Source organism: Streptomyces sp. SID11385, assembly GCF_010548245.1.
Lineage (GTDB): Bacteria > Actinomycetota > Actinomycetes > Streptomycetales > Streptomycetaceae > Streptomyces.
The window spans coordinates 1-14073 of the sequence record NZ_JAAGLR010000248.1; the positions used below are offsets into that span (position 1 = coordinate 1).

A 14073-nucleotide genomic window follows, 5' to 3' on the forward strand; every position below is an offset into this window, starting at 1 on the left:
CGACGCGCCGTCCCCGGCCCCGGAGGAACCGGCCCCGGGCCGGGGCCGCCTCCTGACCCAGGACGGCGCGGCCGTGCCCTTCCAGGCGGGCCGCGTGACGGGCCGCATCCCGCGCACGGCGACGCTGCGCCCCACGGTCACCCCGCTGGAGTGGCCGAAAATGGGCGACGCCCCCGAACGCGCGCGCCCGGTACGCGAGTTGGGCAACGGCCCGACGGACCTCGCCCTCCTGGCCAGCGCGCTGGACCGCGCGGCGAGGGCGGCGGAGGCGAAACCCCAGGAGCCGCTGCTGTGACCGTCCACGTCGGCCCCGTCCCCGCCGGGGACCCCCGCCTGCGTCCCCTCCTGGCGGCGTACCACCTCCGCACGGAGGAGGAGAAGGGCGCCCCGGTCCGGGACCCGGCTGACCTCCCCGCCGCGTACCTGGCCGAAATCGAGTACCCCGCACGGGCGTTCGCGGGAGCGACGGTCCTCCTCGCGACGGACGCCGGGACCCCGGCGGGCTGCGCCGTCGTCCGGACCCCCGCGTCCGCCCCCGCCGAACTGAAACGCCTGTGGACCTCCCCGGCCCACCGGGGCCGCGGTGTGGGCGCGGCCCTCATGACGACGGCGACCGCCCTCGCCACCGAGGCGGGCGCCCCGGCCCTGCGCCTCTCGGTCTGGTCCTGGCGCGAGGACGCCTTGCGCCTGTACGGACGCGCGGGTTTCCACCGGGTGCCGTCGTGGGAGTCCCGCGCGGAACTGGTGTGCTTGGAGAAGGCGTTGGGCTGACGAAGGGCCTCCTCCAGCGAGGGTGACGGGCCCCGAGGAGCGCTTCACGGCGGCCGAGGGCCCCGGCCACGAGACCGGGACCCTCGGTGGCCGGGATGTCAGTCCGCGCAGGTGAGCCGGGCGAGGCCCCAGTCCGCGTGGTCGTAGTTCTTGCCGTCGCCTCCGTCGCCCGCGGTGAGGGTCAGGGTGTGGACGCCGGTGACGTCGGCGGTCAGGGGCTGGGCGGGATCGCCGCCGTGGAGGACGTCCGTGGCGGCGAGTTGACGGTCGTCGTCGCCGAGGACCGTGAAGGTGACGCTGCCCTTGCCGTCGGTCTCGTCGTCGACTCCGACGTGCGCCTCGAAGCGCGTGCACCGGCCCTGGAGGTCGATCCGCACCTGGCCCGGAGCGTTCATGCCGAGGCCCTTGGCGTACACCGTGCCGCCGATCGTGAGGGGCTTGCCGTCCTGGCCGCCGGCCTCGCCGTTGGACTGGTCGCGCTCGACCGGCCCGAAGCCGTTGCTCTCGCCGAGGAAGGGCTGGTCGCTCGCGTAGACCGTGCCGTGCAGGGGGGTGGAGACCCGTACGACCTCCTCCACGTGCACCGGCGGGGTGCTGCCCCCGGCCGGGTGGGCGTAGGTGACGACGACGGGCACCTCCACCGTGCCGCCCGGCTGGTCCCCGGCGACGGTCACGGTCCAGCGGCCCTTCAGCTCCTTGCCCGCCGGGAGCGAGCGGGCCCGCACGTCGGCTCCTGCGGCGCTCCAGCCGGCGGGCAGCCGCCCGCGGTCCACCGTCATCCGCACGTCGCGCAGCGCGGCGCCCTCGGGGAGCGTGAAGGTGGCGCCGAACGACGCCTTCTTCCCGGCCTCCGCGGTCACGGTCGAGGGGTCCGTGGCGAGGGTCGTCGCGGGCGCGGTGGTCACCGGCTGGTCGCAGTCGGTGCGGCCCTTGGCGGCGGGGCAGGCGAGCGCCGCGAAGCCGCCGTTGGCCGCGGCGGGCACCGCGAGCGTGTCCTTGGCGGTCACCGTCCTTACCGTGCGCCGCAGTTGACCGTCCTGGTCGGCGACCGTCTCGACGAGCCACGTGCCCTTGCCGAGGAAGCCGAGCGGCGCCTTCATCGTGCCGCCCGTACCCGCCAGGATGCCGCCGACGAACCAGCGGTCCCCGCTGCGGCGGGCGAGGACGGCCTGCCGTTCACCGGTCGACTGCTGACCGGGCCCGCCGGAGACGAAGCGGGTCTCGTCCCAGGCGGCCGGGAGCTGTTCGAGGTACCGCTCTGCCACCGGCTGGGCCGCGAAGCCCTCGGGGTTGTCGCCGAGGCTCGTCCATCCGGACTCGTAGACGACGGGCAGTGCCAGCTCGTGCGCCAGGGAGTTCTGGCGGTTCGGGCGGGAGAACCACGTCGGGGTGTAGTCCATCGAGCCGACGATGTTGCGGGTGAAGGCGAGGAAGACGTCCCGGGTCGGGTTCTGGCCGTTCTCCTTGCCTCGCACCCCTTCCACGCTCATGACCTGCGGCCAGGTGCGTTGCAGGCCGCGCGGGATCGTCGCGCCGTGGAAGTCGATCATGAGGTGCTGCTCGGCGGTGTCGCGCAGGATCGCGTCGTACCACTGGAAGGTCGACTGCGCGTCGGAGTACATGTAGTCGACCTTGACGCCGACGACACCCCACGCCTTGATCTTCGAGAACCACGCGTCGCGCTGGGCCTGCGTCTTCAGGTCGGCCCAGTCGAACCAGAGGATGACGTCGACCCCGCGGGCCCGCGCGTAGCGGACGAGTTCGGGGACCCAGCTCGCCTTCCATCCGGCGTCGACGAGCGTGTATTCCAGGCCGTGCGCGGCCGCGTAGTCGACGAAGTCGCGCTGCCGGTCGAAGTCGCCGGGGCTGTTGGTGTCGCTGAGCCAGGACCAGTCGTCGGTGCCGGGACGTATCCAGGAGGTGTCCCGGACGCGCGAGGGCGGGGCGAGGTCGTCGACGAGGGTCGAGCCGACGAGCGTGTCGAGGCTGCCGACGATCGCGGTGCGCCACGGGGTCGAGAGGGGGCCGGGCGAGGTGACGGGCTCGTCGTCCGCGAGGGCGACGGAGTAGGCCGTGGCGCCGTCCTTGTGGTCGAGGTGGCTGCCGGAGTAGCGGCCGTCGACGTCGGCCTCCGTCAGCAGCACGTAGCTGCCGTCCACCTCGAAGAGCGTGGGATAGCCGAAGGAGCAGGTGTCGTCCGCGCACGTGCGGGGCTCCGCCGCGTTGGCGGCGCCCGCCGTGGTCTCGGTGCGCTCGCTCTCGTAGCTCGTCGCGTACGGCTGGACCCACGCCTTGGCGTCCGCGGGGACCTCGAAGGTGGACGCCTCCCCGGTCACGGTGACGGGGCCCCGCTCGTCGAGCACGTACCGGTACGCGACCCCGTCGTCCGAGACCCGCACCACCACGCCGAGGCGGGCGCCGTCCGCGCCGCGGAAGGTGAACGTCGTCTCCCGCATGGTGGCCGAGCGGCGCAGCTCCTTGCCCGTGGTCATGCGGTACGTGTCGTGGACGGTGCGGTCCTTGCGGCCGATCAGCCGCAGTCCGGTGGTCAGGTCGTGCTGATCGGTACGGATGCCGAGCCGGCCGGGCGACAGCACGGGCTCGCCGCCGCGGGCGACGGCCAGGCGCAGTTCACCGGCCGCGTCGAGGGCGAGGCGGGCGGTGAGGGCGGAGCGGGCGGGGTCGCTCACGGTCCAGGCGGAGGCGGAGGGGTGGGAGGTCGCCGGGGCGGACGGGGGTGTGGTGGCCGCCGTGGACGGGGTCGTGGTGGCCGCGAGCAGTCCGCCGCTCGCGAGGGCGGACAGCGTCACGCCGATCACCGCGCGCCGAAACCGCTCGTACCTTTTTCGTCGCATGTGTGTCCCTTTTCCTGTGTCGTCGACCAGGTGAACAACAACGCACTTTTTCCAAAGGTTTTCGCACACATGTCATCGGAACTGAACACGGACGTCAAGGAGTTGGGACGGATGGGTTCCGGATGACGGAGGCTTTCCCGGGGGCGGGGGGCTTTCGCGTGGGCGAACGCTTTCGCGATGGCGGACGCTCTCCCGGGAGGGGCTCTCCCGCGAGGCTGAGGTCCCCCGGGTTCAGAGGAGCGGCGGGCGTCCCAGCCGCGTCATGCGCCACACCGTGCGCCACCGCATCGGCCGGCGCGGGCCACAGGGCCTGCGCACGCCCTCCGCGAAGCCGCCCCACCAGGCGCGCAGGGCGGCGAGCGACGGGGTGCGGAGCGTCGTCAGGAGCGCCCAGGCGGCGAGGTAGACGGGGACGAGCGGGGCGGGGAGGCGGCGGTGGGCGAGCCAGACGCGGTTGCGGGCGGTGTGGCGGTAGTGGCCGGGGTGGCGCGCGGGGGAGGTACGGGGGTGCTGGAGGACGAGGCCGGGCTCGTAGCGGATCGTCCAGCCGTCGTCGAGAGCGCGCCAGGCGAGGTCGGACTCCTCGTGGCCGAAGAAGAACGCGGCGGGCCACAGCCCGATCCGCCGCAGCATCGGCATCGACAGCGCGTGCCCGCCCCCGAGGAAGGCGGTTACCTCACCGCCCCGCATCGGGTCCCCGGCCCGCAGCCGGGGCACCCAGCGCCGCTCGGTGTGCCCGTGCTCGTCGGCGACCCGGAATCCGACGACCCCGAGCCCGGGATTCTCGGCGAAGAGCCCGCTGACCTGCCGGAACACGTCGTCCGCGACGAGCAGCCCGTCGTCGTCCAGCTCCACGACGACATCGACGTCCCCGGAGTCGCGCAACAGCTCCAAGGCCACGTTCCGCCCGCCAGGACACCCGAGGTTCTCCGCGAGCGGCACCTTCGTCGCCTCCGTGGCGACATCGGCGAGGGACGTCGCGTTCCCCACGAGCACGACCCGTGCGGCGGGAACGTCCTGCTTGGCCACCGAGGCGAGCAGGGCATCCAGCTCCACCGGCCGCGTCCCCATCGTCACGACGACCACACCGATACGCGGCAGGGGCATGGGGGTTCTCCCGGGGGACGGACAGGACGGAAGACCTGACCCTATCGCCGTCCCCGTTCCGTCCTCAGTACCGCTCCGCCTCGATGGCCTCGAAGATGTCCGCGTCCGTCTCCCGCTGCCACTCGGGGAGTTCCGCCCAGTCCGCGACGTACCCGGGCTTCGGCTCGGCGAAGGCCCGGTACATCTGAGCCGTCCAGCAGAGCGCGACGAACCTGCTCTTCTGCTCCCGGCTCAGCTTGGCGGCCCCGCCCTCGCTGCCCTCGATCACACCCCGTACCCCCGCGTGCACCGCCGCGGCCGCCGCCCGCTCCCACTGCGGCATCTCGTCCCAGCCGCTCACGTACCCCGGCTTCGGCTCCCCCGGGAAGTGCCGCCGCACCCCCGCGACCCACGCCGCACGAAACCGCCGCCCGCCCTCGGTGTCCGACATGAAGTTCCTCTCTAGTCATCGCTTGTGCGGCGCGTCGATCCGGTCGCCGGGTTCCCTGGTCCCGCGGTGACCCATGGCAGTTCCCCCTCACGGGCGCGCATTCGCTCCGCATGCGCCCATGCTCACCGCGGCACGCTCCGCTGTCCGCCGAATCACCCAAGACCCCCCTTCCGGGTCACAGCCCGATCACAAAGCGTCGCGTCCGCGCAGGTCGTCGGCTCCCGCCCTCTTGTCCGGGCGTGCGGGCGGGCGTAGATGTGCGGGGAGGGGGAATGGGTTCCCCTCTCCCGGCAACCACCGGGAGGAGAGCCGTAGTTGGAGCGGGACGGAAGAGAACGGGGCGATGATGCACGCACCTCTTCGGGATGCACGGACGCGCGAGGCGAGAGGCTCTGGGAGGCGGCGGTCGCGGCGGCTCGCGCTCATAGCGGTCGCGGCCGGGACGGCCGTCGCGCTCACCGCCTGCGGGAGCGACGGCGACAGCGGCAAGGGGGACGACGACACGCGGGAGCACTCCGCGTCCGCCTCCGCCGAACAGACCTCGCCCGGCGTTCAGTTGCCGAAGCTCGACGGGCAGACCGTGAAGGTCGCCGCCGTCTGGAGCGGGGCCGAGCGGGACGCCTTCGAGAAGGTCCTCGCCGACTTCGGGAAGCGGACGGGGGCGAAGACGGAGTACGTCGCCGCGCAGGACCCCGTCATCGGCTTCCTGGAGTCGAAGATCGCCGGTGGCGGTCAGCCGGACGTGGCGATGCTGCCGCAGGTCGGGGCGATCCAGCAGGCCGTGGAGCGCAAGTGGGCGAAGCCGGTCGGGGCCGAGGCGCAGGCCGAGTTGAAGAAGAACTACGGGCAGGGCTGGCAGGATCTCGGCGCCGTGGACGGCAAGCAGTACGGCGTCTACTTCAAGGCCGCCAACAAGTCCCTCGTCTGGTACAACACCGCCGTCTTCGACAACGCGGGCGCTGAAGTCCCGCACTCCTGGGCCGACTTCCTGAAGACCGCGCAGACCGTCGCCGACTCCGGGGTCACCCCCGTCTCGGTCGCGGGCGCGGACGGCTGGACGCTCACCGACTGGTTCGAGAACATCTACCTCTCGCAGGCGGGCCCGGAGAAGTACGACCGGCTCGCGCGGCACGAGATCAAGTGGACCGACGCCTCCGTGAAGCAGGCGCTCACGACGCTCGGGCAGCTCTTCGGCAAGCCCGACCTGCTCGCGGGCGGCGCGAAGGGCGCGCTCGCCACCGACTTCCCCGCCTCCGTCACGCAGACGTTCACGGGCGGCGACCAGCCGAAGGCCGGGATGGTCTTCGAGGCGGACTTCGTCGGCATCAACATCGCCGAGACGGACGCGAAGATCGGCACCGACGCCAAGGTCTTCCCCTTCCCCGCCGTGGGCAGCGGACAGGCTCCCGCCGTGGTCGGCGGGGACGCGGCCGTCGCGCTGAAGGACTCCAAGGGCGCGCAGGCGTTGCTCACTTACCTCGCCTCGCCCGAGGCGGCGGCGATCTGGGCGAAGACCGGCGGCTTCATCTCGCCGAACAAGGCGCTCGACACGGGTACGTACCCGAACGACGTGCAGCGCGGCATCGCCGAGGCGCTGATCAAGGCGGGCGACGACATCCGCTACGACATGTCGGACCAGATGCCGCAGTCCTTCGGCGGCTCGCCCAACAAGGGCGAGTGGAAGGCCCTTCAGGACTTCCTCGCGAAGCCGAAGGACGTCGCCGCCATCCAGCAGCGCCTGGAGCGGGACGCGGCCAAGGCGTACAAGGACTGACGGGATGGCCGCCGAAGCGGCGGGAGGTGCCGGGCCCGTGCCGGTGCCTCCCGCGTCCCCGGGCGGAGGCGTACCCGCGCCCCGCAGATCCCCCGAACCGGTCACGGGCAGGCGGGCCAAGTCCGTTACCCGCACGCGTCGTTCGCTCGCCGTCCTCTTTCTGCTGCCCGCGCTCGTCCTGCTCGGCGCGCTCGTCCTCTACCCGATCGTGTGGAACGTCGTACGGAGTCTCTTCGACTCCTCGGGGGACGGCTTCGTCGGGCTCGGCAACTACCGCGAGATGTTCTCGGACCCGAACATCAGGACGGCGATCAAGAACAACGCGATCTGGCTCGTCGTGGCACCGACCGTCGCGACGGCGCTCGGGCTCGTGCTCGCCGTCCTCACCGAACGCATCAAATGGGGAACGGCGTTCAAGCTGCTCGTGTTCATGCCGATGGCGATCTCCATGCTCGCCTCGGGGATCATCTTCCGGCTCGTGTACGAGCAAGACCCCGACCGGGGCGTCGCGAACGCGGTCGCCGTGACCGTGCACGACACCTTCGCCGAGTCCTCCGCGTTCCCGAAGGCGCACCCGCGCCCGCGCTCGGCGCTGGAGGCGGTCAAGGGCGGCGCGTTCGTGACGAAGGAGCCGGTACGGGGCGGAACGAGCGTCCTCCTCCCGCTCGTCGGGGTCGCGCCCGACGTCATGCCGGACAGCGCGAAGCCCGCCGCCGCGCCCGCCGCACCCGGCGAGGGCGGCGGGATCACGGGCACGGTGTGGCAGGACTTCACCAAGGGCGGCGGCGGCACGCTCGACAAGGTCGACCCGAAGGAACTCGGTTACCCGGGGATGCGGGTCGAGGCCGTGAAGGACGGCGAGGTCGTCGCCTCGGCGAAGGCCGGCGCCGACGGCCGCTTCACGCTCCCCGCGAAGGCCGACGGGTCCCAACTCCGCCTCCCCGCAGACAACTTCCGCGAACCGTACGGCGGGATCGACTGGCTCGGGCCCTCGCTCGTCACGTGGTCGGTCATCGGCGCGTACGTGTGGATGTGGGCCGGGTTCGCGATGGTCCTCATCGGCGCGGGGCTCGCGGGCCTGCCGCGCGAACTCCTGGAAGCGGCACGGGTGGACGGGGCCGGGGAGTGGCAGGTCTTTCGCCGTGTCACCGTGCCGCTGCTCGCACCCGTGCTCGGCGTCGTGCTCGTCACACTCATGATCAACGTGCTGAAGATCTTCGACCTCGTGTACGTGATCCCGCCGGGCTCCGCGCGCGACGACGCGAACGTCCTGGCCGTCGAGCTGTACAACACGGCCTTCGTGGACGGGGACGCGGGCGTCGCGAGCGCCATCTCGATCTTCCTGTTCCTCCTGGTGGTGCCGGTGATGCTGCTCAACATCCGCAGACTGCGCAGGGAACGCAAGGAGGAACGCCGATGACCGCCGCCGTACCCGGGACGGTCCCGGACCCCGCGCCCACCACCCCGGCGAAGCGCCCCGGCAAGGGCGAGTCCTTCGCCGCACGCGCCGCGCGGGTCGCGGCGGGCGGGGTGCTGCGGATCTTCCTCCTCGTCGTCGCCGTGTTCTGGCTCGTGCCGACGATCGGGCTGCTGATCTCCTCGCTCCGCTCGCCCTCCGACATCGCCGACGACGGCTGGTGGAAGGTCTTCACGAGCCCGGCCCAGCTCACCGTCGAGAACTACGGCAACCTGCTCGACAACAGCGCGATCACGCACAGCCTGTGGTCGACGGTCCTCATCACCGTGCCGTCCACGCTCCTCGTCGTCCTGATCGGCTCGCTCGCCGGATACGCCTTCGCCTGGATGGACTTCCCGGGCCGGGACAGCTGGTTCCTGCTGGTGGTCGGGCTGTTGGTCGTGCCCGTGCAGGTCGCGCTGCTGCCGGTGTCCAAACTCTTCGGCTGGCTGGGGATCTTCGAGTCCACGATCGGCGTGATCCTCTTCCACGTCGCCTTCGGACTGCCCTTCGCCGTCTTCCTGCTGCGGAACTTCTTCGCGGAGATCCCGCGCGAACTCCTCGAAGCGGCACGGCTCGACGGCGCGGGCGAACTCCGCCTGTTCACCAGGGTGGTGATGCCGCTCGCGGGCCCGGCGATCGCCTCGCTCGGCATCTTCCAGTTCCTGTGGGTCTGGAACGACATGCTCATCGCGCTGATCTTCGCGGACTCCGGCAGCCCGCCGATCACGGTCGCACTCCAGCAGCAGGTACGGCAGTTCGGCAACAACGTGGACATCCTCGCCCCGGGCGCCTTCCTGTCGATGCTCATCCCGCTCGTCGTCTTCTTCGCCTTCCAGCGGCAGTTCGTGTCGGGGGTGATGGCGGGAGCGGTCAAGTAGCGGGCGGGGGGCCGCATTTCCTCGTACGGGTCGCTGGCGCGGGTACGGGGGAAGCGGCCCCTTGCGCGTGGGCGGGCCCCGCCCCCTCCCCGCGCACGGAGCGCGGCACCTCCCCGTGCACGGAGCGCGACCCCTCCGCGTCAGAGCCGCGACGTCCCGACCAGTCTCGGGCCCGCCGGGCAGCCGCCGTGCGGAGGCTCCGCCGAGAGCGAGGCGGTCCCCCACACGGCGTACCGCGTACGTGGCCTCGACCCCGCCGTGGCCCTCGCGGTCCGCCCCGAGGGCGAAGGGACCACGTACCTCGTCGCGGCCCGCCGGGCGGACGGGAAGTTCCCGGCCGAGGTGGAGCGGCTGGCGCGTACGCCGTCCGGAGCCTCCGCGCCACTGTCCCCCGCCCCCACCACGACGGGGTGACCTCACTCCCCGGCGTCCAGGGGGCGCCAGGCCGGGCCCGGGCCCCCGCGCTGGACCCGGCCGAAGACGACGTCGGCGAAGTGGACGCCGAAGCCGAGCGTGCCGGGCTCCGCCAGCTCGGCCACGAGGCGGCGGCGGTGCTCGGCGGCAGCGGCGGGGTCGTCGTCCCACACGCACGTCCACTCCGGGTGGTCCACCTGGATCGGCGCGTGCAGGGAGTCGCCGAAGGCGATCAGGCGGCGCCCGCCCCCGGTGATCACGTACTCGGTGTGCCCGGTCGTGTGCCCCGGGGCGAACCTGGCCCGTACACCGGGGAAGACCTCCTCGCCGTCGGACACCGTGCGGACCTGCGGGGCGAGCGTGGCGGCGGGCTCCTCCGCCGCGTCGTCCGGCGTCGGCGACCCGTACCGCGCCCACTCCGGCGCGGCCACCAGGTACGCGGCGCGGGTGAAAGCGGGTCGCGCGGCGCCGGGGGCGACGTGGGCGGCCCAGCCGGTGTGGTCGGGGTGCAGGTGGGTGAGGGCCACCGCCTCGATGTGTTCCGGGGCGCGGCCCAGCGCGGCGAGGCCGTCCAAGAGCGCGCCCCCGCGCACGGGGCCGTTCGGCGTCGCCGGGTCGGCGGGCAGCGCGTACGGGCCGAGGCCCGCGTCGATCAGCAGCGCGCGGTCGCCGTGCTCGACGAGGAGGCCGCCGACACTGGCCACCAGGTAGCCGGAGGCGTCCAGGTACTCGGGGTGCTCCGCCCACGTCCGCTCCGTGGTGTCCGGCAGCCAGGCCCTCGGCCGCCCGAGCAGCACCCCGTCGGGCACGTACGAGACCTTCGTCCCGCCCAGCAGCACCGAACCGCCCGTCGCAGGTCGTCGCAGCCGCTCATCCTGGTGTGCCGATGAGTTCACCATGCGTTCCGCCCCCTCGTGCCTCGTCCTCTTCGCGTGGAGTCGTCGCCGGAGGCTTCCCCGGCAATGACCACCCCAGCATAAGCATCAAGTTAGAAATATTCTTGCTTGAATTATGTTGACTTGATGGAGTCGCTAGGCTGAAGCCATGACGACACGCCAGGAAGCGACGACATCTCCGGAGGCGACGACCCTCCCCAAGGCGCGGGCCGTCGCCGAGCGCGAGCTGTGCGGCCTGGTGAACGGACTGGCCCACCGGATCGCCGATCACGTGCGCCGACAGGCGGTCCCACTGGGGCTCACCGCCGCCCAGGCGACCGCACTGCGGGAGATGACCGGGCCGATGACCATGCGCGAACTGGCCGAACGCATGACCTGCGAGCCCTCCAACGCGACGTTCGTCGTCGACAAGCTCGAAAAGCTGGGGCTGGTCGAACGCCGCCCCCACCCCACCGACCGCCGCGCCAAGCACCTCGTCCTCACCGCCGAGGGCACCGCGCTGCGGGACCGGCTCCTCGACCTCCTCACCCGGGAATCACCCCTGGCCGCCCTGTCACCCGAGCAACAGCACGCCCTTCAGGCCCTGCTGGAACAGACGGTCGCCCCCGCGTGAGGCGAGGGCCCCTGCGACTCCCCCATCCCGCCGTACTTCATATTGACCAATTAATACGCTTTTAGGTGCTTTGCACCCCCTCCTCGTGGGACGGATCTCCTGTCCGGCCCGTACGGGCGCCGTCCCCCGAGAGGAACCCCGTCCGCCGTGGATTCCACCGACGCCCGGGCCCCGCACACCCCCGCCCCGCACGACCCCGTCCCCCAGGCCCCCGCCGCGCCCGCGTCGCCGCCCCGGCTCCACCGGCGCCGCAATCCGCCGGGCGCGACCGCGAGCCGCGCGCTCGGACGCTGGCGGCCGACCCCGTTCTTCGTCTTCGGCGGCCTCTTCTGGATCGGCGTCAGCCTCCTCGCGCTCTCGGTGCAGGCGTGCTGCGACCTCGGGCAGCACGCGGCGGTCGTCGAGCGGCTGCGCGCGAGCCTGCTGCACCCGCGCCACCCGGCGGCGGACCTGCCGGGCGCGGGCAGCCCGTACTACTCGCCGTACGCGCTCGCCGAAGGCGTGCTCGCGCGGCTCTTCGGGCTGAGCGGCTGGGAGACGGTGCGGCTCGCCGCGCCCGTGAACCTGCTCGTGGTGCTGCTCGGGCTCAACGCCTTCGTGAAGCGGTTCACCGCGAGCCGCTGGGCCTCGACGGTCGCGCTCGTTCTCCTCGTGACGCTGTGGGGCACGGAACCGCTCGCGTGGAGCGGCTTCGCCGGACTCCTCTCGCTCCCGGTCGTGGCCGGCTACCCGAGCACGTTCGCGCTCGGCCTCGCCCTCCTGACCTGGGCGTACGCGGCACAGCTGACCGACCCCGAGCGCGGTGACCCGCCCTCGCGGTGGGCACGGGGCGGGCTCGGCGTGCTGTGCGGCGTGCTGCTGCTCGTGCACCCGGTGAGCGGGGTGGCGGGGGTGCTGGGGACGGCGGTGCTGGTGCTCGCGCGGGTACGGGGCGGGAGCGACAGCGCGCGGGTACGCGGCGAAGCCGACACCCCCGTACGAGGCGCCGCGCCCACCCCCGCCGCCCTCCACCCCGCACCCGTCCGTCCCGCATCCCTCCGCGCCGCGTCCGCCCGCTCCGCCCTCCGCGCCTGGGCCGCCTGGTGGCCCGTCCCCCTCGGCGCCGTCCTCGCCGCGCTCGCCTGGCTCCCCTGGTTCGACGTCCTCACGCTCGGCACCGACTCCGCCGTGCTCGACCCCACCCACGCCGCGCTCTACACCGACGTCCTCGCGCGGTTCTGGCTCCTCGGCCTCGTCGCGCTGCCCGCCTTCGCACTGCGCCTGCGCCGCGACCGGCGCGACGCGCTCACGTGGATGTGCGCGGCGTGCGTCGCCGTCGCCGCGTACGGCTGGGTGTCGGGGCACTTCACGTACGGGCGGGTGCTCGGCCTCACCGTGCTGCCCGCGCAGGTCGCGGTGGCCGTGGAGGTGACGCGGGCGGGGCGGGGGCGGGTGCTCAAGGGGCTCGCCGTCGTGGCGGCGGCGGGCACGGGCTTCGTCTTCGCGCAGTCCGGCGCCGTCCTGCCCGAGAAGTGGACGCCGCCGCAGACGCGGCGGCTGCCCGAGTGGGCCTCGTACGCGTGGGCCGCCTCGTCCGTCCGGCCGGGCGAGCCGGTCCTGACCGACCAGCGCGAAGGCGTGCGGAGCCTGCCGGGCTTCGGGATCGACACGGTCGCGCCCGTGTGGTCGGACCCCGCGCTGCCGGAGAAGGAGCGGCGGGCCCGGTGGCGGGCGACGCACTGGTACCTGTCGGGGCGGGCGAGCGCGGCGCAGCGCGCGGAGATCGCGCGGCGGTACGACGTCCGGTGGCTGCTGCTCTCGCGGTGGCAGCGGGTGCCGAAGGAGGCGAAGGTGCTGGACTTCAGCCGCGAGACGGGCGAGGTGCTCGCCAAGCTCCCCGAGCGGAAGGGGAGTTCGCGATGACGGCCGACGGTGGTGTCTCGGTCGTGGTGATCGGCTGGAACGACGCCGAACACCTTGCGGAAGCCGTCAACTCTGCCCTGACACAGGGGGATTCGGTCCGCGAGGTGATCGCCGTGGACGACTGCTCGACGGACGACAGCCCGCGCCTGCTCGACCGTCTCGCCGCGCGCGAGCCGCGCCTGCGCGTCGTGCGGCGCACGGTCAACAGCGGTGGCTGCGGGACGCCGCGCAACGACGGCCTGGCGCTGGCGACGGCGCCGTACGTCCTCTTCCTGGACAGCGACGACGTGCTCCCGCCCGGCGCGGTGCGGGCGCTCCTGCGGGCGGCCGAGGCGCACGACGCGGACGTGGCGGGCGGCCTGTGCGTGCGGCGCGAGCTGCCGGGCGGGCGTGAACTCCCCTGGCAGCGGCAGCTGTACGCGAAGAAGCGCGTGCTCGACGAGCCCGCGGCGCTCCCCCGGGTCGCCGCCGACACGCTGTGCGTGAACAAGCTGTACCGCACGGACTTCCTGCGCGCGCACGCGATCCGCTTCCCGCCGGGGCGCTACCTCTACGAGGACTTCGTCTTCACCGCGCGGGTCCTCGCGGCCCGCCCGCGCATGGTGCTCGTACCGGAGCGGGTCTACGTCTGGCACGTACGGCGCGAGGCGGGGCGCCGCTCGCTCTCGCTCGACCGGGACGGCGTCGAGAACTGGCGCGCACGGGTGCGGGCGCACCGGCAGGCGGTGGCCGAGCTGTCCGGGCAGCCGCGCCTCGTACGGGCGGCGCGCGCGGGGTTCCTGGATCGCGGACTGCGCATGTACGTACGGGAGTTGCCGCGCCACGACCCCTCGTACCAGCGCGCCTGGTGGGACCTGACGCGCGCCTACCTGACGGCGTTCGCGCCCGGGGACATCGCCGCGGCGGTCGCCCCGGCGCGCACGGCCGCGGCGGTGGTACGGCACGCGCGCGCGCCGCGCGACCTGGGCCGCCTG

At 73.2% G+C, this 14073-nt stretch carries 12 protein-coding genes and 1 pseudogene; 9 read left to right on the top strand and 4 right to left on the bottom strand.

The features are described from left to right. Both G3I42_RS07395 and G3I42_RS07400 read left to right on the top strand, forming a co-directional pair. Nucleotides 1–295, top strand: a pseudogene (locus tag G3I42_RS07395) (hypothetical protein); the annotation flags it as partial. Then, nucleotides 292–771 (top strand): GNAT family N-acetyltransferase, encoded by a 480-nt coding sequence (locus G3I42_RS07400; protein ID WP_164283518.1) that lies wholly within the window; start codon nt 292–294, stop codon nt 769–771. The pseudogene G3I42_RS07395 and the gene G3I42_RS07400, both read left to right, overlap by 4 nt. 98 nt (nt 772–869) lie before the next feature. Here the strand turns inward: G3I42_RS07400 and G3I42_RS07405 are convergent, their stop codons facing one another. From G3I42_RS07405 to G3I42_RS07415, 3 genes are all read right to left on the bottom strand, one after another. Further along, nucleotides 870–3626, bottom strand: a complete 2757-nt coding sequence (locus G3I42_RS07405; RefSeq protein ID WP_203606488.1) for a glycoside hydrolase family 97 catalytic domain-containing protein — start codon at nt 3624–3626, stop codon at nt 870–872. A 231-nt stretch (nt 3627–3857) separates the two neighbouring features. Beyond that, nucleotides 3858–4733 (bottom strand): glycosyltransferase, encoded by an 876-nt coding sequence (locus G3I42_RS07410; RefSeq protein WP_164283520.1) that lies wholly within the window; start codon nt 4731–4733, stop codon nt 3858–3860. A 64-nt stretch (nt 4734–4797) separates the two neighbouring features. Next, nucleotides 4798–5163 (bottom strand): hypothetical protein, encoded by a 366-nt coding sequence (locus G3I42_RS07415; RefSeq protein WP_164283522.1) that lies wholly within the window; start codon nt 5161–5163, stop codon nt 4798–4800. Nucleotides 5164–5587: 424 nt separating this feature from the next. Between G3I42_RS07415 and G3I42_RS07420 the strand changes: the two genes are divergently transcribed. Genes G3I42_RS07420 through G3I42_RS37420 form a run of 4 tightly spaced genes read left to right on the top strand, consistent with a single transcriptional unit; the run spans nt 5588 to nt 9688 of the window. Beyond that, nucleotides 5588–6937, top strand: a complete 1350-nt coding sequence (locus G3I42_RS07420; RefSeq protein WP_164283538.1) for an ABC transporter substrate-binding protein — start codon at nt 5588–5590, stop codon at nt 6935–6937. Nucleotides 6938–6941: 4 nt separating this feature from the next. Continuing rightward, on the top strand, nt 6942–8357 hold the full coding sequence (locus tag G3I42_RS07425; RefSeq protein ID WP_164283524.1) for a sugar ABC transporter permease: 1416 nt from the start codon (nt 6942–6944) through the stop codon (nt 8355–8357). Next, nucleotides 8354–9274 carry a carbohydrate ABC transporter permease gene (locus G3I42_RS07430; protein WP_164283526.1) on the top strand — a complete coding sequence of 307 codons (921 nt, stop codon included), beginning with the start codon at nt 8354–8356 and terminating at the stop codon, nt 9272–9274. Before G3I42_RS07425 ends, G3I42_RS07430 begins: the two co-directional genes overlap by 4 nt. Before the next feature lie 33 nt (nt 9275–9307). Next, on the top strand, nt 9308–9688 hold the full coding sequence (locus G3I42_RS37420) for a DUF6281 family protein (RefSeq protein WP_239096318.1): 381 nt from the start codon (nt 9308–9310) through the stop codon (nt 9686–9688). 2 nt (nt 9689–9690) lie between these two features. Here G3I42_RS37420 and G3I42_RS07440 read toward each other — a convergent pair whose 3' ends face one another. Further along, on the bottom strand, nt 9691–10587 hold the full coding sequence (locus G3I42_RS07440; RefSeq protein WP_203606489.1) for an MBL fold metallo-hydrolase: 897 nt from the start codon (nt 10585–10587) through the stop codon (nt 9691–9693). A gap of 145 nt (nt 10588–10732) precedes the next feature. On the opposite strand from G3I42_RS07440, the gene G3I42_RS07445 reads away from it, so the two are divergent. The 3 genes from G3I42_RS07445 to G3I42_RS07455 all read left to right on the top strand — a co-directional run. Continuing rightward, nucleotides 10733–11197 carry a MarR family transcriptional regulator gene (locus tag G3I42_RS07445; RefSeq protein ID WP_164283530.1) on the top strand — a complete coding sequence of 155 codons (465 nt, stop codon included), beginning with the start codon at nt 10733–10735 and terminating at the stop codon, nt 11195–11197. A 147-nt stretch (nt 11198–11344) separates the two neighbouring features. Further along, nucleotides 11345–13099: a hypothetical protein gene (locus G3I42_RS07450; protein WP_164283532.1), complete on the top strand. Its 1755-nt coding sequence runs from the start codon at nt 11345–11347 to the stop codon at nt 13097–13099. Beyond that, on the top strand, nt 13096–14073 hold a 978-nt coding region (locus tag G3I42_RS07455), incomplete at its 3' end, for a glycosyltransferase family 2 protein (RefSeq protein ID WP_164283534.1). The genes G3I42_RS07450 and G3I42_RS07455, both read left to right, overlap by 4 nt.

Excerpts from the sequence above, each read along its gene's own strand:
- G3I42_RS07410 (WP_164283520.1), bottom strand. The coding sequence starts at position 4,733 with ATGCCCCTGCCGCGTATCGGTGTGGTCGTCGTGACGATGGGGACGCGG.
- G3I42_RS07440 (WP_203606489.1), bottom strand. The coding sequence starts at position 10,587 with ATGGTGAACTCATCGGCACACCAGGATGAGCGGCTGCGACGACCTGCG.
- G3I42_RS07425 (WP_164283524.1), top strand. The coding sequence starts at position 6,942 with ATGGCCGCCGAAGCGGCGGGAGGTGCCGGGCCCGTGCCGGTGCCTCCC.
- G3I42_RS07430 (WP_164283526.1), top strand. The coding sequence starts at position 8,354 with ATGACCGCCGCCGTACCCGGGACGGTCCCGGACCCCGCGCCCACCACC.
- G3I42_RS07415 (WP_164283522.1), bottom strand. The coding sequence starts at position 5,163 with ATGTCGGACACCGAGGGCGGGCGGCGGTTTCGTGCGGCGTGGGTCGCG.
- G3I42_RS07405 (WP_203606488.1), bottom strand. The coding sequence starts at position 3,626 with ATGCGACGAAAAAGGTACGAGCGGTTTCGGCGCGCGGTGATCGGCGTG.
- G3I42_RS07445 (WP_164283530.1), top strand. The coding sequence starts at position 10,733 with ATGACGACACGCCAGGAAGCGACGACATCTCCGGAGGCGACGACCCTC.